Genomic DNA, 18,998 nt, shown 5'->3' with positions numbered 1-18,998 from the left:
ACAGGCAGCCAACCGGGCTGAACTTTTCGGACGTCGGACACTCTGATGACACATCTGACGTCAGCGGATTTGTAGCCGGACGTCTGTTTCAGGGCATCCACTTGCCACGCGATGGGCGCAAGCACCGGGCCACCAAGCGGCCTGTGCCGACGACTGGCTTGGCCTGTGTGCCACCACCCCTTGTCTGCCTGCTTACCCTGGACCTGCACAAACCTGTGGATGATTTCTAATCACCTTTTTTGCTTCACCTTTTTATTGCACCCCTGCGGTGCCGACTGCAATACGGATAACACCATGACTTCAATTATCACTGCCGATTTTCCCGCATCCCGCCCCCGTCGCAACCGTCGCGACGACTTTTCGCGCCGGCTGGTTCAGGAAAATGTCCTGACCGTCAATGATCTGATTTACCCGGTATTCATCAAGGAAGGCACCGGCGTGACCGAGGCGGTGGCGTCCATGCCAGGTGTAAACCGATACAGCCCCGATACGCTGCTGGCAGTGGCCGAGACCTGTGTTTCGCTGGGCATTCCGGTAATGGCGTTGTTCCCCTCTATCGACCCGGCACTGAAAACGCCCGACGGCATTGCTGCCACGTATGAAGACGGCCTGATTCCACGCACCATTGCCATGCTCAAGAAAGCATTCCCCGAGCTGGGTATTTTGTGCGATGTGGCGCTGGATCCGTACACCAGCCACGGGCAGGATGGCGTGCTGGATGAAAACGGTTACGTACTGAATGACGAGACCACCGACATCCTGGTGCAGCAGGCATTGACCCAGGCTCGGGCCGGCGCCGACTATGTCGCGCCCAGCGATATGATGGACGGCCGTATCGGTGCCATCCGGCAGGCCCTGGAAAAGGAAAAGCTGATCTACACTCGCATCATGGCCTATTCAGCCAAGTACGCCAGCGCCTTCTACGGGCCGTTTCGCGATGCGGTGGGCTCGGCCACCAATCTGGGCAAATCCAACAAAATGACTTACCAAATGGATCCGGCCAATCGAAACGAAGCGCTGCGGGAAATTGCAGCGGATATCCGCGAGGGCGCCGATATGGTGATGGTCAAGCCTGGCATGCCCTATCTGGACATCGTGCGGGAAATCAAGGATAACTTCCGCGTGCCCACCTACGCCTATCAGGTTAGCGGCGAATACGCCATGATCAAGGCGGCCGCGCAAAACGGCTGGCTGGACCACGACAAAGTCATGATGGAATCGCTGATGTGTTTCAAGCGCGCTGGCGCCGACGGCATCCTGACGTACTTCTCAATTGACGCGGCACGTATTCTGACCGGCCGTCAGTAAACGTCAGTAAACCACTTGCCGCCTGCCATCGGGCGCATACGCGCCCGAGATGTGCGATCCGTGGCCGGTTCATTGACAGACAATCACGGGAAACGGGATTTCCTGCCCGCCGCGATTGCCTTGCCAGCAATGAATTACAGCTTGAAGCCGTGATATTTCTGGCCCAGCGCTACCGTGGCGGCAAAAAACCCAGCCTTGCTGCCGCAATCGTAGCGCGTGCCTTCGTAGGCAAACCCAAATACATTACGGCTTTTGAGCAAGGCAGCAATGCCGTCAGTAAGCTGGATCTCGCCACCGGCGCCTTTGCCGATGTGACGCAGGTATTCAAAAATTTCCGGTTCCAGAATATAGCGACCCACCACGGCCTTGTCTGAAGGAGCATCGGCCGGTGCAGGTTTTTCAACGATCTGGTTCACCTGGATCGTATTGGATGAGACCGATTTGCCCGCGATAATCCCGTATTTATTGGCGTCTTCGCGAGCGATGGTCTGAATGCCAAGCACGCTGCCGTTATTGGCATGTGCGGCCTGAATCAACTGCTGGGTAACCGGCACGTTCGAATCGATCAGGTCATCAGCCAGCAACACTGCGAATGGCTCATTGCCCACCACCGGTTCGGCGCACAGCACGGCGTGCCCCAGGCCCAGCGGAGCCGACTGGCGGATGTAAATACAATTGACATTGGATGGAATGACCTGCCGCACCTGCGCCAGCATTTCCTGCTTGCCCTTCTCTTCCAGCTCGGATTCCAGCTCGGATTCCAGCTCGGGCATGGAGTCAAAATGATCCTCGATCGCGCGCTTATGCCGCCCGGTAATGAAAATCAGATCGGTAATGCCTGCCTTGACGGCCTCTTCCACTGCGTATTGGATAAGTGGCTTATCCACAATGGGCAGCATCTCTTTAGGCATGGCCTTGGTCGCCGGCAAAAAGCGGGTGCCCAGGCCTGCGACGGGAAATACAGCTTTACGGATCGGATTCATTTAAACCTCGTTGATATATCGAATAACATCATTTTATGATAAAACCCTTTGTGCTCAGGGGTATAAGTCCTGCAGACCGGCAAACACAGGAAAACGGCAATCCCTGTCAGACAGTATCATATGTTCGCGCGGCACCTGCCAGTTAATGTTCAGTTGCGGGTCATCAAAGGCCAGGCCACGCTCGTAATCTGGCGCATAGGCCGCATCGGTTTTGTAGGTAAATATCGCCTGTTCGCTGAGCACGGCAAAACCGTGCGCAAACCCTGCCGGGATAAACAGCGATTGCTTGCGCACCGCATCCAGTTCAATTTGCAGGGACTGTCCAAAGGTCGCGCTGCTCTTGCGCAAATCCACAATGACATCGAGTACGCGCCCGGCCACCACACGCACCAGCTTGTTCTGGGCATAGGGCGGCAACTGGTAATGCAGGCCCCGCACCACGCCATAAGACGACTGTGATTCGTTGTCCTGGATAAAGCGCAGCGCGCGGCCCAAGGCTTCATCGAGCACCTGCTGCCGGTAGGCCTCCAGAAAATAGCCGCGTTCGTCGCGATGCACTTTGGGAGTAAACAGCAGGACATCGGGAATAACCAGGCGTTCTGTTTTCATGCGTATCAGGCAAAGCCCCAATGGTTGGCATCAGCGCAGATTATAACGGATCGGTCATCACCATCGCCCTGGACAGACTTCGCTGTTTACACCCGTCCTGTTATCATGAGCCATTGCAACTTTCACATGACGGTCCCGAACGCGATGGCATCTTTGCTTGTTACCGGTGGCGCCGGATTTATCGGCGCCAACTTTGTTCATTACTGGCTCAGACAGCATCCAGACGATACGCTGGTGGTGCTGGATGCGCTGACCTACGCGGGCAACCGCAGCAGCCTTGCCGGGCTTGAATGCCACGCCAACTTCACATTTGTACACGGCAATATCTGCAATACGGACAAAGTAATCGCATTGCTGCAACAACACCGCGTCGATACCATCGTACATTTTGCGGCCGAAAGCCATGTGGATCGATCCATCCAGGGGCCCGACACATTTATCCAGACCAATATCACCGGCACCCACAGCCTGCTCAAAGCGGCACGCCAGGTATGGATAGAGGTGCCAGCGCTGCACAAAAAAGCCGCCCTGCCACACCGCTTTCATCACGTCAGTACCGACGAAGTTTTCGGCAGCCTGGCGGCCGACCAGCCTGCGTTCACCGAAGACACGCCCTATGCACCGAATTCACCGTACTCGGCCAGCAAGGCCGCCGCTGACCATCTGGTGCGGGCCTACCACCAGACTTACGGCCTGGCCACCACCCTCAGCCGATGTTCGAACAATTACGGGCCCTATCACTACCCCGAAAAGCTTATCCCACTGACGCTGACGAACATCCTGCACAATAGGCCCATTCCGGTTTTTGGTGATGGCCTGCAGGTCCGTGACTGGCTTTACGTACTGGATCACGTGCGCGCGATCGAGGCGATCCTGACGCAAGACCAGACGGGCGACACCTGGAATGTCGGCGCTCGTTGCGAGCTGACCAACTTGCAGCTCATCCACAAATTATGTCAGATCATGGACCACGCCTTTGCGACGCGACCGCCGTTGCGGCAGCAGTTTGCACAGGCAACGGCAGCGCGGGCGGGCAATAGCGCATCGCTGATCCGCTACGTGCAGGACCGCCCTGGACATGACCGGCGCTACGCCATGGATCCGACAAAAATTGAACAGCAACTGGGCTTTGTAGCAAGCGAGCCGTTTGACGCCGGCATCGCCAAAACGGTTGACTGGTTCCTGGACAATGAACCGTGGTGGCGCTCGGCCGCATCACAATTGGCATAAATTTGCAGGAGTCGATCTCACCGTTTTGATCTGCACAAATCAGTTACCCGGCGCAAACATGCGCCGTTCTGTACGACACGGTGAGCGCCTTTTGACAATCAATAAAGATTACCCGGCCGTCACGCGCCCGCAGCGATACGAATCACACCGGAGCCAGGCCGTATAAACGCAATTGCTCCAAATCCAGAATCCGAATTTTGCTGTAAGCCTGAATTAATATTTTATGCTGCTGCAAGGTCTGCAAAGCGCGGTTAACGCGCTGGCGTGACAACCCCGTCAAATAGCCCAATTCTTCCTGTGATATATCTAATGCCAAATCGGTTGAAGGATACAGTTTTGGATTGAACAATTGCGCCAGTGATTGCGCCACGCGCGCATCTGCGCGCAGCAGACGCTGGTTCTGGATCGAGGCGATGAACTCGCCCATGCGCTCGTTCAACTGGCCAATCACAAAATGCGAAAATGACAGGCTGCTTGACAACAACGTTTCGAAGGTTTCCGCCGGCACGTACAACACCAGTGACGGCTGGATGGCCACCACATCATATTTACGCCGCTCGCGTTTGATGACACTGCCTTCACCAAACCAGCCTCCCGGCGGGACGCCGGAAAAAGTACAGCTTTTGCCGGACTCGTCGTAGATGGCAAGCTTGAGCAGCCCGTTGTGTACGCCAAACCAGTGATCGGACGGCTCGCCCCGGCGCGCCAGCCATGCGTCATGCGGGACAGATTCGGCTCTGGAGGTGGCAATAACCAGCCGCCGATGATCCTTGTCCAGTGCCTGAAACCAGGAATAAAAACTGAACAATTCGAGCAATTTCTTCTCATTATGGATAGCAGTATCATTCATGATATATCCTGAACATATCTAGCGAAGATATGACGCATATGCTTAACTGTCACCCAGGTGACAGATTCCTTGTTTAATCAGCTTCTACACTAAACCAGATTAATCTGATGCGCGCTATAGGTTATCACCAATGTTCAAACCTCTTATCTGAAAGAACAAGGCGCGCGCTTTTCAGGAGACAGAATAATGAGCAGTATCTTTGACCATGGCCTGGGTCGCAATGATGCCAATTACGAGGCGCTGACGCCCATCGATTTCATCGCGCGCGCAGCCCAGGTGTATCCAGACCGGCTGGCGATCGTACACGGCGACGTGCGCAGGAACTGGGGCCAGACTTATGAGCGCGTACAACGGCTTGCCAGCGCACTCGCACATGCTGGTGTGCAGCGCGGCGACACCGTTGCCGTCATGTTGCCCAATATTCCCGCCATGATCGAAGCGCATTTTGGTGTGCCCATGACAGGGGCGGTACTGAACACATTGAATACACGCCTGGATGAATCAAGCATTCTTTTCATGCTGGAACATGGCGAGGCTAAAATTCTGATCATCGACACCGAATACCGGACCGTCGCAGAAAATGCCCTGGCCAGGTTTCCGAGCCTGCAGGTGATCTTCGTGCACGATCTGGAGAGCACATCAGGAACCATCGCCGGCGCTGTAGACTACGAAGATTTCCTGGCAGCAGCCAGCCCAGTTTACAACTGGCTGCCGCCAGCTGATGAGTGGGATGCCATTGCGTTAAATTATACGTCCGGCACGACAGGCGATCCCAAGGGAGTGGTCTATCACCATCGCGGTGCTTATATGAACGCCATCAGCAATATTCTTGAATGGGACATGCCCAAACACCCGGTCTACCTGTGGACGCTGCCCTTGTTTCACTGCAATGGCTGGTGTTTTGCATGGACAGTGGCGGCGCGCGCCGGGGTCAACGTCTGCCTGCGCAAATTCGACCCCGAAACGGTGTTCGATTTGATCCGCCAGGAGGGAGTCACCCACTATTGCGGCGCACCAATAGTACAAAGTGCGCTGGCCAATGCCCCGGTACAAATGCGCGAAGGCATTGATCACAAGGTCCACACCATGGTGGCCGGCGCATCGCCCGCTCCGGCGGTGATTGCAAAAATGCGAGAGATGGGTTTCGATCTGACCCATGCCTATGGTCTGACCGAGGTCTACGGACCTGCGGCAGTGTGTGCGTACCAGCAGGCGTGGGACGAACTGGACGACGATAGCCGGGCAACGCATATGGCACGACAAGGTGTGCGATATCACTTGCAGGCAGGGCTATCTGTGCGTAATCCGGACACCATGGAGCCGGTAGCGCCTGACGCGGCCCAGATTGGCGAAATCATGTTCCGCGGCAACATCTGTATGAAGGGCTACCTGAAAAATGAAAGCGCTACCCGTGAAGCGTTTCGCGACGGCTGGTTTCACACGGGCGACCTGGGTGTACTCACAGCCGATGGATACGTGCGCATCAAAGATCGCAGCAAGGATATTATTATATCGGGCGGCGAGAATATATCCAGCATTGAAGTTGAAGACGCGCTATACCGTCACCCGGCAGTGGCTGCTGCAGCGGTGGTCGCGATGCCCGACCCCAAGTGGGGAGAAACACCCTGCGCGTACGTAGAACTCAAGCCCGATGTCAATGTCACAGAGCAGGAAATAATCAATCATTGCCGCTTGCTGCTGGCCGGTTTCAAAGTGCCAAAAGTGATCCGTTTTGGACCACTGCCAAAGACGTCTACCGGAAAGATTCAAAAATTTGAACTGCGCAAGAAGGTGGAATCGGTCGGCAATTAAGCGCTATGGGCACCCAGGTAGAAGTCGATGTGCCAGTTAGCCCGCGCAAAAGCGCAGACGCTATCGACCCGGCCTCGCGTGCCTGTGGCAATGGCCCTGTCAGCCATGCTGCTTCAACTGCCATGGCTGGAACACGCAGCCAGCCTCTCGCAGCGGTTCCGGAATGATAGAATTCGTGCACGAACTTCACGGGCATCGCCAATACAACAATGTATTCATCTACCTTTATTTTCGCAAAGAAACAGTTTGACGACGAGTTTTACAGCCTGGACAAAACCATTGCTGAAATAGCACGCAATATAGATGGTTATTTAGGTGAGGAGACTTGGGAGAATCCTGCTACCGGCCTGGTGTCCAACGTGTATTACTGGGCGTCGCTGCAGGCGCTGGAAAAACTCATTCATGATCCCGTACATCGCCAGGCAAAAGCCGCCCAGGCCAAATGGCTAAACGGGTATAAAGTCGTGATTGCCCAGGTAAAAGACATTTACGGTGACGAGCGCCTGGGCATCATTTCCGGCTAAGCAAAACCGACAGTAGGCCTACCGACCAAGCTGCTTTTCAAAGGCAAGCGACACTGGAAAACGCTGTGTTCCTACACCCGCTCCAGCGGCAGGTAGGGAGGCATGGGATACTGAACATGAATCGGGTCTCCTGCGCGAACCGTTCCCCCCGCTATCACAATCGTCATAATACCGGCTTTGCGGATCAAATCCCTATTGGGCTGACGCAGCAACACCGCCTTGAGCAGACCCATCTGGAACCGGTCTATTTGCGCGCAAGGATTACGAAGGCCCGTTACCTGCAAAAGGGCATCGTCTCCAATCCTGAGCAAGGTGTCCCTGGGTAAAGACAGCAGATCAACGCCCTCAGTGGTGATGTTTTCGCCCAGGTCAGCAGGCCCCACATTAAAGCCTTTGCCTTGGAGCTCCTCAAAGAGTTCGGCGTGCATCAGATGAACTTGTCGCAAGTTCGGCTGCGTCGGATCTACAGCGACCCTGGAGCGATGCTTGACGGTTACGCCTGCATGCGCATCGCCCTGGACGCCAAGGCCAGCCACAATGCATATTTCTGATGTGGGGATTTTGGAAAAGCGATGTGTATCGTCTTTGGCCACGGACAGCACGCGTCCGCAAGTTGACATGGTCATTGAAATTTCCGCGATGATTTTTTTATTATATGGCGCTGGTATTTCAACTCTGTGTACAGCAACATATGCGCGGACAACAACCCGGGCAATCCCTGAGCCGTCAGCCCTGCGCCGCAACTATCTGGCCCATTGTCGCGGATTTGTATTACTATATCGGGAATGGTTTTTCATAGTCAGGGGAAATGAGATGAAAGTGCTGATCACGTATGACCGCCGTCTACTGGGTACCCGATTTACCAAGTTAAAACAGCTCATAGATGAACATTTCCCCAGCCGCTGGCATTGCTACGATTCGAGCTATATCGTGGCGACCAATCTGGGGGTCACACAGGTACGCGAGCTTTTGCTGCCTGCCCTTGATACCAACGACAGTCTCCTGGTGATCGAACTGGGAAATAAATGGGCTGGCATCGGTCTTTCGGAAAAGAACCGCAGCTGGCTCGATCTGGACTGAATCCTCTCCTCTTGCTGCATCCACATCCGGCGTGTTGTCACACCCGGATAGCAATATCATTAGCGTCTTCTCCCGCAACCGGTCACTTGCCAGGGCATGACTGTCGCTTACTGAAAGAAACGGCAGGGCCATCGCTGCAACCGGCGATAGCAGACTTCAGGCTTTGACGGCAAGCGCCGCTGCGCGCGGCCCGCCAATCTGTCGGGGAAGATCACTGTCAAAGACTGTGTTCATTATCGGAACAGACCCATGCGGGTCGCATCCCCTTTATTTCCCTCTGACATCCCACGCTCAACCGGCCGGCAGTCCCGTTTGGGCCATGACCTTTTGCCCACACAGCCTGGTCAACAAAAGGATGACCACCGCTGCATCGTTAGCGCTGCGCCAGCTGCAATTTTTCCAGAAATTTGTCCGCCTTCTGGAAACCGACCACACGGTTGTCCTTCATTTCCTGGCCATTGCGGTCAAAGAAGATAATGCCCGGCGGGCCGAACAGGCGAAAGCGCTTGAGCAGTTCGCGATCCTGTTCATTGTTGCCGGTTACATCGGCCTGCAATACAAGTATGGCGCTCATGGCACTGGCCACCCGGCTATCGGAAAAGGTGAATTTTTCCATTTCGTGACAGGAAATGCACCAATCGGCGTAAAAGTCCAACATGACAGGTTTACCGGCCGCCGCAATGCGTGCCTCGAGCTCTGCCAGCGACCGCACCCTTTCGAACTGCACTTTGGCAACGCTCGATTGCGCGGCTCCGTTTACCTGTGCGATCCCTTTGAGGGGCGCGAGCGGATCCCGGCTGCCAGTTGCCAGGCCCACCAGCAACAGCAATGCCCACGCGGCAGCCAGCAGGCCAAGCGCACGCAATATAAGCCGCAACGGGCCGGCGCTGGCGACAGGACCGGTGTCACTGCGGAAGGCGCCCAGCAGCACCGCCAGACACATACTCAGAAACGCCCAGCCCAGCATTTGAGCCCACAGGGGCAAAACGGGCATCAGCATCCACAGCGCCGTTGCCAGAAGCAACAAGCCGCAGAAATACTTGATCGCTTCCATCCAGGGGCCCGCCTTGGGCATGAGCGCACCGGAAGTGGCGCCAAGGATCAGCAGCGAGAAGCCCTGCCCCCAGGCCAGCACAAACAGCGCCAGGCCACCCAGCACCAGGTTGCCGGTCTGGGAGATGAACAGCAGAATACCGGCTAGCGGCGCGGCCACGCAGGGGCCACAAATAAGCGCCGACAGCATGCCCATGCCGAAAGCGCCACCATAGCGCCCGCCGGGCATCCGCGATACTTTGCTGTTCAGTGAGGTTTGCAGCGATACCGGCACCTGTATGGTAAAAGCGCCGAACATGCCAATGGCAAGAATAATGAGCACCACCGCGAACGCCGAGAGCACCCAGGGGTTCTGGATCCAGGCTGCCAGCACGGAACCGACAGAGGCGGCCGCAATGCCCAGCAACGTGTACACAATGGCCGTGCCCAGCACGTACATGAGCGTGAGCGCAAAACCGCGCCCTTTGGATGGGACACCCCCGCGCGCCTTCTGGTCTCCCACAATAACCGACAACAAGATAGGCAGCATGGGCAAGACGCAGGGCGTAAACGAAAGCACCACGCCCAGCGCGAAACAGATCAGCAGTATGCGCGCCAGGCCCGCCTCTGACAGCCATTGGGCAATAGTGGTATCGCCGGCATCAAACAGCGAGGCATTACCGGAATCTGCAGAAACCGCCGTAGAGGCAGGGCCAGAGGCCTGCTGCCCGGCCTGATCTGCGCTTTGCTCCGAGCCAGACGCGTTATTGTCTACCAGTGGCGTGCTGACTGCACCAGCCGGCGCACTCCCTTTTTTGACGCCAGGCGTGCCGCCGGTAATACTCATGCCGCCGCCGGGCGCGGGCTCCAGGACGATATCATAGGTGATCGGGGGATAGCACAGGCCGGCATCGGCGCACCCCTGCCCTACCACCTGCACAGTGCGGGGCGTTGTCTGCTTGAGCAGTGGCAGACGAATACTTACCTGGTTATGATAGACCTCCATGTTTTTGTCGAAGGTCGGGTCGTACTTTACCTCCCCCTTGGGAAGCACCGGTGCGCCCAGCAGGGCCGCGACCTGGGATTTGTCCGCATCATCTTTAATATGAAATTCGAAGCGCTCACGATACATATAGTATTTGGGCGCGATGCGATAATCTATGCGCAACTCGGATGGCGTCTGCATTTGCGCAGAAAAGACAAAGGCCTGCTCCGGATCAAGAAACTCTTCTTCCGCATGAACAGCAGGGGCTGCCAGCAGCAACAGCATGGCCATAAGCCCCAACAGCCACATAATGCGGCCCTTCAAATCCGACGACGTGAACACGCGACCTCTCTATACCGATGTTTGCGCCCGCACCCAGTCCAGATACGGCACATGCCCGCCAATGACGGGCAAAATAATAATTTCAGGAACGTCGTAGGGGTGCAACTGCACAATTCGCTCCTGGCAGCGCAGACTGGCCCGGCTGGAGGTCTTGATGGTAAGGGTGATTTCCTCGGTCCCTTCGACGTTCTCTTCCCATAAATAAATAGACAGACCGGCAGGGCTTAAGTTCACACAGGCAGCCAGATGCTCTTCTACCAGCAGATGCGCGATGCGTTTTGCCAGCAGCGTATCGGGAACGGTGGTGTACATGACCACGCAGTCAGTTGTCATTGGAAACACTCCTGAGTAGGTGAAATTACTCCAGTTCCATCCCCTTGCGTTCAGGAATCAGGAACAGGGTCGCGATAATGTCCAGTATATAAAGGGACGCCAGCAACGCCAGGGCCACTTCAAAGGAATACGCTGCCGCCAGCGCACCGACCACCACCGGTCCGAAACCGCCGATGGCCCGGCCGATATTGAACAGCACATTTTGCGCGGTGGCTCTGGCTGCCCGGGGATATAGCTCCGAAATCAGCGCCCCGTACCCGCCAATCATACCATTGACAAAAACGCCCATCAGCGCCCCACCCCACAATAGCGCGGTGGGGGTCGTGAGCTGGGAATAGACGTAAACCATGACAACGGCGCCGACCTGATAGAGCAGAAAACTGGGGCGACGGCCAATGCGATCTGCCAGTTGCCCGAACAGCCAGATGCCCAGGCTCATGCCCAGCACGGTCATGGCCGTCCAACTGGCTGATTTGGTGAGCGAATAGCCGAACTGGGTGGACAGGTACGAAGGCATCCAGATCATCAGGCCGTAATAACCGAAGTTTTGCACCGAGCACAGGATAATCACCCCGATGCTGCGTCTTACGGTTTCCGCATCGGCTACCAACAATCGTAGTGGCGCAAACGTAAATGACTTCGCTACCGGGGCGGATTTGACAAAGTGTTCGGGCTCACCAATGTAGGAGCGCACAAAAAACGAAACAATGGCCGGCAACACGCCAACGGCGAACATGCCGCGCCAGCCGATAATGGGCAGCAATAGCGGCGTCAGCAGCGCTGCAGCCAGTACACCGGCCTGCCAGCCGAGGCCGACATACGAAGACACCCGGGCACGCTGCGAAGGACGACAGGCTTCAGTGGCCAGCGCCATACCAATGCCAAATTCACCACCCAGCCCCAGCCCGGCGATAGTGCGATACACCAGCAGGTCCCAATAGCCCTGCGCCAGGGCGCACATTCCCGTGAAGATCGCAAACAGGAGGATAGTCCAGGTCAGCACCCGGACCCGGCCGTAGATATCGCTAAGCAGGCCAAAGCCGACGCCACCGATCACCGCGCCCACCAGGGTCCAGGTTACCAGCGAGCCCGCTTCGGTGCTGGTCAGGCCCAGGCCCGCACTGACGGCCGACAAAATAAAGCCCAGGATCAACAGATCAAATCCGTCCAGGGCATAACCGATTGATGAAGCCCAGATGGCTTTTCTTGCATTTTTTTGGTAGTCACGTTCTGCGGGCGCAGCAAGACCTGACACAGACGAAGCACGCATTGTTCGTTCCTGTTGGGGGGAAAAGAAGGGGGGAATTTTTGCAGGCCTTATTGTAGCGCGGGTGCGACTGTCATGAATCTGAAAAAATGCAGCCGTAATAAAAAGTGCCCAATGCGGCATCAGCAAAGGGCTGCCCCCACTGCGGCATATCTATGCGAATTCCGCCCGGAACCATGGCGTGCATGGCCGGTAGCCGATTGCGCTCTGTTGCACGCACGGCAAAGATATCAACTAAGCCCGGTCGCCTTGGGCAGCAGCCACTAGGGCATGCTGTTGGTCCGGCGTGGCTGCATGCACCTGTCCTGACACGGGAAAATATTGTTCGGCCCAGTGCGCGAGCGCCTCTATGGGCTCTCGCAAGGTCCGACCAAAATCGGTCACAAGGTACTCTACACGCGGCGGAACTTCTGCATACACCTGCCGCGTGACCATGCCCAGCGCTTCGAAGTGTCGCAGGTGCCGACTGAGCTCCTTTTGCGAGATGGGTCGCAATGTCCGCTGCAAGGTGTTAAAGCGCACTGGTCCGTCAGCCAATATCAAGCGATAAATCACCGGAGTTGCCCATTTGCCGGCAAGTATTTCGCCAAACCGTGCGACCGGACATAGATTGCTACGAGCGGGAACGGAAACATTTTTTTTCATCTGTGCCAAGCCTGATAGTGACGCAAGCGTATTATTTTTGTCCATTAGTAACCTTTTGGTACCTACTATCTATAGTATACCCAGCCAATTACACTGGCCACTGGCAATTGAAACCGGAACGTGAAAATGAACAGATTAACGAACAAACGGATTTTGATCACAGGCGGCACTTCAGGTATCGGGCTGGCCGCCGCGCGCCACGCCCTGCGGGAAGGCGCCAGTGTGATGGTCACCGGCCGTCGCCAGCATACGCTGGATCAGGTGGCCGAAGAATCGAACGGGGCTATTCTGACTGTGCAGTCGGACATATCAGACATCAATGCCCTATCAGTTGTCAGCGAGCGCATCGCCCACCACTGGGGAAGCCTGGACGCCGCTTTTCTGTGTGCTGCCGATGTCACGCACATGCCGCTATCCCGGTGGCAGCAACAAGACTATGACCGGCTTATGGACACCAACCTCAAAGGACCATTCTTTTTATTGCAGACCCTCGTTCCCTTGTTGGAAAATCCGAGCTCTGTGGTGCTTTGCGGATCGGTGTCCGCCCATATTGGATTTCCGGACAGCTCAGCTTATGCGGCAAGCAAGGCGGCCCTGCTTTCGCTGGCGCGCACCCTGTCTCGTGAATTTATCGAGCAGGGCATACGCGTGAACAGTGTCTCGCCGGGGCCGACCGAGACACCTGCCGTGGAACAGCTCAAAGCCGGCAACCCGAACTTCATGCAGCATTTGACGTCCATCGTGCCTGCAGGGCGCATCGGAACACCTGCGGAAATAGCCAATGCCGTTATTTTTCTGCTATCGGATGAATCGCAATATATGCGAGGCAGTGAAATTATCGTCGATGGAGGTGTCGTCGGCCTTTAAACGGTAAAACGGACAGATACGAAACGTTGCCTCCAAACGGCAAAGCGCGATCAGAGGCCGTTGATATAAATGATGTCTGAGTCACAGGCTGTATAAAAGCAAAAGGCACCTGCCTAAACAGGTGCCTTTTGCCGCCAGAGCAGTATATCCGCACTGGCAAAGAAATACTGCGACGCCCGCCGGTGCATACACACCGGCTGTCGACTATCGGATGTCAGCCTTACTCGGCGTCAACCACTTCGTCGGCAACTTCAGGACGGTCAACCAGTTCCATGAATGCCATTGGTGCGTTATCGCCTTGACGGAAGCCCATTTTCAGAACGCGGGTGTAACCACCGTTACGCTCTTTATAGCGAGGACCGATTTCGGCAAACAGTTTAACCACAGCATCGCGGTCGCGCAGACGGGCGAATGCCAGGCGTTTGTTAGCCAGGGTCGGCTCTTTGGCCAGGGTGATAAGGGGCTCGATGACACGGCGCAGCTCTTTGGCTTTTGGCAATGTTGTTTTGATCGCTTCGTGCTGAATCAGAGATACAGACATGTTGCGAAACATCGCCAGGCGATGGCTGCTGGTACGGTTCAGCTTACGTAGACCACTACGGTGACGCATAATAATTTCCTTTGAATCTAAGTTAAAGACAGCTTATGCCGTCTGTTTGACCGGTTCTTCTATCCTGTTATGACGGCTGTCATAACTGGCGGTCCGGTTGGTATAGGAACAGAATCAGGAGATCATATATGAAATACCCGAAACTATCCGGTTCTTTTGGCCCCTTGCGGGAACCTGCAATTTTACAGCAAATATGAGCCAGGGCTCATGCTGGCGGCAGGCTTTGAGGCCTGCTGCCAACACTATTGAACCTTAAGGACGCTCAAGACCCAGTGGCGGCCAGCTTTCCAGCTTCATGCCCAGGGTCAGGCCACGTGCAGCCAGTACTTCCTTGATTTCATTCAAAGATTTACGGCCCAGGTTCGGTGTTTTGAGCAGCTCGTTTTCAGTACGCTGGATCAGATCACCAATGTAATAGATGTTTTCTGCTTTGAGGCAGTTGGCCGAACGAACGGTCAGTTCGAGATCGTCAACAGGACGCAGCAGGACCGGATCAATTTGCGGTACGCCGCGGACCGGTGTTTCGAATGTATCGCTGGCGCCTTCCAGGGCTGCAAATACGGAAATCTGGTCCATCAGGATACGGGCAGACTGACGCACGGCTTCTTCAGGAGAAATCACGCCGTTTGTTTCAATATCCAGAATCAGCTTGTCCAGGTCGGTACGCTGTTCAACACGGGCGCTTTCGACAGCATAGCTGACGCGGCGCACGGGGCTGAAAGAGGCGTCCATCTGGATACGGCCGATGGTGTGCGAACGCTCGTCGGTCAGTGCGCGCATATTGCCAGCTACATAACCACGACCCTGCTCGATCTTGATTTGCATTTCGAGCTTGCCGTTGTCTGTCAGCGTCGCAATCACGTGATTCGGATTGATAATTTCTACGTCGTGAGGCAGATCGATATCGCTGGCCAATACCGGGCCGGAGCCTGATTTGCGCAGCGTAACGGTCACTTCTTCACGATTGTTCAGTTTGAATACAATGCCCTTCAGGTTCAGAACGATGTCAACGACATCTTCACGCACGCCTGTCAGCGTAGAGTACTCATGAACCACACCTGTAATCTGCACTTCTGTAGGCGCAAAACCTGTCATGGAAGACAGCAAAATGCGACGCAGCGCGTTACCCAGCGTGTGGCCATAACCACGTTCAAACGGTTCCATAACCACTTTAGCGTGGTTCTCGGTAACCGGTGTGACTTCAATGGAACGGGGTTTCAAAAAACCTTGAGACATAACTCTGTGTCCTTTTCAATACCCTCGGCTCGTTACACCGATAAGGCTGATGGATAAGATAAATACTACTTGGATAAAATCTGAAACTGCAAAAAACAGGAAACCGTATTGGTTCCCTGTTTTTCTTGATGCATTAACGTGAGTACAGCTCGACGATCATGGATTCGTTGATATCACGAGCGACATCAGCGCGATCCGGCGCCTGTTTGAAGGTACCAGTCAGTTTGCTGGTGTCTACTTCAACCCACTGTGGCAGACCGTTGCCGGATGCCAGATCCATAGACTCTTTGATACGAGCCTGTGTTTTGGACTTTTCACGAACAGAAACAACATCACCGCTGCTGACCAGCATTGATGGAATGTCTGCTTTGTGACCGTTCAGCTCGATTGCACCATGGGCAACCAGTTGACGGGCTTCTGCACGTGTTGAACCGTAACCCATACGGTATACAACGTTGTCCAGACGTGATTCGAGCAACTGAATCAGGGTCTCGCCAGTGTTGCCACGGCGACGCTCAGCTTCAGCGAAGTATTTACGGAATTGCTTTTCAAGCACACCGTACATACGTTTCAGTTTTTGCTTTTCACGCAGTTGCAGGCCGTAGTCGGACGTACGGGCACCAGAGGTGCGGCCGTGCTGACCGGGTTTGGAGTCAAGCTTGCATTTGGAGTCGAGTGAACGACGTGCGCTCTTCAGGAACAGATCAATGCCTTCGCGACGCGAAAGTTTGCATTTTGGTCCAGTATATCGTGCCATTATTTTCCCTTGCTAAATTAAATACGACGGCGTTTAGGAGGGCGGCAACCGTTATGCGGGACTGGCGTGATGTCTGAGATACTGGAAATTTTGATACCCAGTGCATTCAATGCACGCACTGAAGATTCACGACCAGGACCAGGGCCCTTGATACGTACTTCCAGTGTTTTGATACCATATTCCAATGCTACACGGCCCGCTGACTCGGCTGCAACCTGCGCTGCAAAAGGCGTCGATTTACGTGAGCCTTTAAAGCCCGCGCCACCCGACGTCGCCCATGACAAGGCATTGCCTTGACGGTCAGTAATTGTGATGATTGTGTTGTTGAAAGATGCATGAACGTGTGCAATACCGTCCGATACAACCTTTCTAATTTTTTTGCGTGCGCGTGCAGCGCCGCCAGAAGCTTTCGCCATAATCTACCCCGATTATTTCTTCAGTGATTGTGCTGAACGACGTGGGCCCTTGCGTGTACGTGCGTTTGTACGTGTGCGCTGACCGCGAACGGGCAGACCACGTTTATGACGCAGACCACGGTAGGTACCCAGGTCAATCAGACGTTTAATCGAAAGTTGTACTTCACGACGCAAATCACCCTCGACTGTGAACTGACCAATCTGTTCACGGATTTTCTCGAGTTCTGCATCTGTCAGATCTTTCACTTTCTTGTCAAAGGCCACACCGGCTGTTTCGCAAATTTTGCGAGAGCGAGTGCGTCCGATGCCAAAAATAGCGGTCAGACCGATTTCAGCATGCTGATGCGGCGGAATGTTAATGCCAGCTATACGGGCCATGTCTGTTCCTCGTTAAATCGATGCGCCAGGATTAACCCTGACGCTGCTTGTGACGTGGATCTGTACAAATTACTCGTACAACTCCGTGTCGTTTAATGATCTTGCAATGACGGCAGATCTTTTTTACCGATGCCATTACCTTCATGGTTGACTCCTAGTTTTGTTTCCGCTTATTTAGAGCGGAAGACGATTCTTGCACGTGAAAGGTCATAGGGCGTGAGTTCCACGGTTACCTTGTCACCCGGAAGAATCCGAATATAGTGCATTCGCATCTTGCCGGAAATGTGGCCAAGAACCACATGTCCGTTTTCGAGCTTTACACGAAATGTTGCGTTCGGGAGGTTCTCGACAACCTCACCCTGCATTTGTATGACGTCATCCTTGGCCATGATCTATCTCATAGGTAAGCTCGAACCCTTAAAACTTGTCTTCTTGAGCAGCGAATCATACTGGTGGGACATCATATAGGCCTGTACCTGCGCCATGAAATCCATTGTTACCACCACGATAATCAACAGCGAGGTGCCGCCAAAATAAAACGGTACATTCTGCCACTGCATCCGGAGAAACTCGGGAACCAGGCACACCAGAGTGATGTAAATGGCACCGATCAGTGTCAGGCGCATCAAAATTTTGTCGATATATTTTGATGTCTGCAGCCCCGGACGAATACCCGGAACAAATGCGCCGCTTTTCTTCAGATTGTCTGCAGTTTCCCGGCTGTTAAATACCAGCGCGGTATAGAAAAAGCAGAAGAACACAACCAAAGCGGTGAATACTGTCACATACAGGGGTTGACCAGGCTGCAGCGCCGCTGCAGTGTCGCTTAACCAGCGCATGTTACTTGACTGCGAAAACCAGCTGGCAATGGTCGCCGGAAACAGGATGATGGACGAAGCGAAGATGGGAGGAATCACACCTGCCATATTCAGCTTCAGGGGCAGATGCGAACTCTGACCGCCATAAACCTTGTTGCCGACTTGACGCTTGGCGTAGTTCACCGTAATCCGGCGTTGACCACGCTCAACAAACACCACCAATGCAGTAATCGCAACCACCAGGACCAGAATAAACAGTGCGGACACCGTTCCGATCTGATTCTGACTGACCAGCTCGAACATGCTTGCCAGAGCGGTTGGCAGGCCGGCCACAATACCTGCAAAAATCAGGATTGAAATACCATTGCCAAGACCGCGCTCGGTAATTTGCTCTCCAAGCCACATCACGAACATGGTTCCGGTTACCAGGGTGACCACTGTCGTAAAGACAAACATGGGCCCCGGTGCATTGACCAGATCCGGCTGAGCCTGCAGCGTGGCAGCAATACCAAAGGATTGCACCAGCGCGAGCAACACCGTGCCGTAGCGTGTGTATTGGGTTATCTTGCGACGACCAGCCTCGCCTTCTTTCTTGATTGCCTCAAGAGAAGGCACGACGGAGCTGACCAGCTGCATGATAATCGATGCCGAAATATACGGCATGATACCCAGAGCAAATACCGAGAAGCGCGACAGCGCGCCGCCCGAGAACATGTTAAAGAGGCCCAGAATCCCGCCCGATTGCGAATTGAACAGCTGGCGCATGGCATCGGGATTAATACCCGGCACCGGAATATGCGTACCCAGCCGATACACGATCAGCGCGAGAATCAGGAACACAAGACGCTGCCTGAGGTCGCCGTATTTCTTACCGCTACCTGCTTTTCCTGCTGCCTGTGCTTTAGCCACTTTGACC

22 protein-coding genes are annotated in these 18,998 nt (G+C 54.8%); 6 read left to right on the top strand and 16 right to left on the bottom strand.

The genetic code is table 11. From position 1 onward, the window contains the following. Positions 1-294 precede the first annotated feature (294 nt). A complete protein-coding gene (gene hemB, locus EV681_RS12495) occupies positions 295-1,308 on the top strand; it encodes a porphobilinogen synthase (protein ID WP_130304171.1) in 1,014 nt (337 codons plus the stop codon). A 134-nt stretch (positions 1,309-1,442) separates the two neighbouring features. Here the strand turns inward: hemB and galU are convergent, their stop codons facing one another. Further along, a complete protein-coding gene (gene galU / locus EV681_RS12490; RefSeq protein WP_130304170.1) occupies positions 1,443-2,291 on the bottom strand; it encodes a UTP--glucose-1-phosphate uridylyltransferase GalU in 849 nt (282 codons plus the stop codon). Positions 2,292-2,345: 54 nt separating this feature from the next. Further along, positions 2,346-2,900: a dTDP-4-dehydrorhamnose 3,5-epimerase gene (gene rfbC / locus EV681_RS12485; RefSeq protein WP_130304169.1), complete on the bottom strand. Its 555-nt coding sequence runs from the start codon at positions 2,898-2,900 to the stop codon at positions 2,346-2,348. Between the two features lie 144 nt (positions 2,901-3,044). Between rfbC and rfbB the strand changes: the two genes are divergently transcribed. Continuing rightward, positions 3,045-4,130, top strand: a complete 1,086-nt coding sequence (gene rfbB / locus EV681_RS12480; protein WP_207227062.1) for a dTDP-glucose 4,6-dehydratase — start codon at positions 3,045-3,047, stop codon at positions 4,128-4,130. Between the two features lie 142 nt (positions 4,131-4,272). On the opposite strand, the gene EV681_RS12475 is transcribed toward rfbB, so the two are convergent. Continuing rightward, entirely contained in the window at positions 4,273-4,980 is a 708-nt protein-coding gene (locus EV681_RS12475; protein ID WP_130304167.1) for a Crp/Fnr family transcriptional regulator, read from the bottom strand. Positions 4,981-5,166: 186 nt separating this feature from the next. Between EV681_RS12475 and EV681_RS12470 the strand changes: the two genes are divergently transcribed. Next, on the top strand, positions 5,167-6,792 hold the full coding sequence (locus tag EV681_RS12470) for an acyl-CoA synthetase (protein ID WP_130304166.1): 1,626 nt from the start codon (positions 5,167-5,169) through the stop codon (positions 6,790-6,792). Between the two features lie 209 nt (positions 6,793-7,001). Then, positions 7,002-7,316, top strand: a complete 315-nt coding sequence (locus EV681_RS12465) for an antibiotic biosynthesis monooxygenase family protein (RefSeq protein ID WP_128393172.1) — start codon at positions 7,002-7,004, stop codon at positions 7,314-7,316. A gap of 71 nt (positions 7,317-7,387) precedes the next feature. On the opposite strand, the gene EV681_RS12460 is transcribed toward EV681_RS12465, so the two are convergent. Beyond that, entirely contained in the window at positions 7,388-7,936 is a 549-nt protein-coding gene (locus EV681_RS12460; protein WP_130304607.1) for an MOSC domain-containing protein, read from the bottom strand. On the opposite strand from EV681_RS12460, the gene EV681_RS12455 reads away from it, so the two are divergent. Beyond that, entirely contained in the window at positions 7,935-8,396 is a 462-nt protein-coding gene (locus EV681_RS12455; protein ID WP_130304165.1) for a hypothetical protein, read from the top strand. The two genes, EV681_RS12460 and EV681_RS12455, sit on opposite strands and share 2 nt — an antisense overlap. Before the next feature lie 373 nt (positions 8,397-8,769). Here the strand turns inward: EV681_RS12455 and dsbD are convergent, their stop codons facing one another. The 4 genes from dsbD to EV681_RS12435 form a co-directional block, all read right to left on the bottom strand. Continuing rightward, entirely contained in the window at positions 8,770-10,755 is a 1,986-nt protein-coding gene (gene dsbD / locus EV681_RS12450; RefSeq protein WP_242612239.1) for a protein-disulfide reductase DsbD, read from the bottom strand. 9 nt (positions 10,756-10,764) lie between these two features. Further along, positions 10,765-11,088 carry a divalent-cation tolerance protein CutA gene (gene cutA / locus EV681_RS12445; RefSeq protein ID WP_128393175.1) on the bottom strand — a complete coding sequence of 108 codons (324 nt, stop codon included), beginning with the start codon at positions 11,086-11,088 and terminating at the stop codon, positions 10,765-10,767. Between the two features lie 25 nt (positions 11,089-11,113). Then, on the bottom strand, positions 11,114-12,358 hold the full coding sequence (locus EV681_RS12440; RefSeq protein ID WP_128393176.1) for an MFS transporter: 1,245 nt from the start codon (positions 12,356-12,358) through the stop codon (positions 11,114-11,116). A 231-nt stretch (positions 12,359-12,589) separates the two neighbouring features. Then, complete coding sequence (locus EV681_RS12435) at positions 12,590-13,000, bottom strand: winged helix-turn-helix transcriptional regulator (protein WP_130304164.1); 411 nt, start codon at positions 12,998-13,000, stop codon at positions 12,590-12,592. Positions 13,001-13,126: 126 nt separating this feature from the next. Here EV681_RS12435 and EV681_RS12430 point away from each other — a divergent pair, with 126 nt between their 5' ends. After that, positions 13,127-13,867: an SDR family oxidoreductase gene (locus EV681_RS12430; RefSeq protein ID WP_130304163.1), complete on the top strand. Its 741-nt coding sequence runs from the start codon at positions 13,127-13,129 to the stop codon at positions 13,865-13,867. Positions 13,868-14,087: 220 nt separating this feature from the next. On the opposite strand, the gene rplQ is transcribed toward EV681_RS12430, so the two are convergent. From rplQ to secY, 8 genes are all read right to left on the bottom strand, one after another. Beyond that, entirely contained in the window at positions 14,088-14,477 is a 390-nt protein-coding gene (rplQ, locus tag EV681_RS12425; RefSeq protein WP_014752483.1) for a 50S ribosomal protein L17, read from the bottom strand. 252 nt (positions 14,478-14,729) lie between these two features. Then, complete coding sequence (locus tag EV681_RS12420) at positions 14,730-15,713, bottom strand: DNA-directed RNA polymerase subunit alpha (RefSeq protein WP_128393179.1); 984 nt, start codon at positions 15,711-15,713, stop codon at positions 14,730-14,732. A 133-nt stretch (positions 15,714-15,846) separates the two neighbouring features. Continuing rightward, the gene (gene rpsD, locus EV681_RS12415) at positions 15,847-16,470 is read right to left on the bottom strand and encodes a 30S ribosomal protein S4 (protein WP_014752485.1); all 624 of its coding nucleotides are present in this window, start codon (positions 16,468-16,470) and stop codon (positions 15,847-15,849) included. Positions 16,471-16,487: 17 nt separating this feature from the next. Further along, complete coding sequence (gene rpsK, locus EV681_RS12410) at positions 16,488-16,886, bottom strand: 30S ribosomal protein S11 (protein ID WP_014752486.1); 399 nt, start codon at positions 16,884-16,886, stop codon at positions 16,488-16,490. A gap of 12 nt (positions 16,887-16,898) precedes the next feature. Further along, positions 16,899-17,264: a 30S ribosomal protein S13 gene (gene rpsM, locus EV681_RS12405; RefSeq protein ID WP_128393180.1), complete on the bottom strand. Its 366-nt coding sequence runs from the start codon at positions 17,262-17,264 to the stop codon at positions 16,899-16,901. Positions 17,265-17,295: 31 nt separating this feature from the next. Then, positions 17,296-17,409: a 50S ribosomal protein L36 gene (gene rpmJ / locus EV681_RS12400; RefSeq protein WP_024004065.1), complete on the bottom strand. Its 114-nt coding sequence runs from the start codon at positions 17,407-17,409 to the stop codon at positions 17,296-17,298. A gap of 25 nt (positions 17,410-17,434) precedes the next feature. Continuing rightward, entirely contained in the window at positions 17,435-17,653 is a 219-nt protein-coding gene (infA, locus tag EV681_RS12395) for a translation initiation factor IF-1 (RefSeq protein WP_014752489.1), read from the bottom strand. A gap of 3 nt (positions 17,654-17,656) precedes the next feature. Continuing rightward, on the bottom strand, positions 17,657-18,991 hold the full coding sequence (secY, locus tag EV681_RS12390) for a preprotein translocase subunit SecY (RefSeq protein WP_128393181.1): 1,335 nt from the start codon (positions 18,989-18,991) through the stop codon (positions 17,657-17,659). Positions 18,992-18,998 lie beyond the last annotated feature (7 nt).

The organism is Advenella incenata, assembly GCF_004217095.1.
GTDB classification, from domain to species: Bacteria; Pseudomonadota; Gammaproteobacteria; order Burkholderiales; family Burkholderiaceae_B; genus Advenella; species Advenella incenata.
Note: the sequence above shows the minus strand (reverse complement) of the source record. Positions and strands in the feature narration are given on the sequence as shown.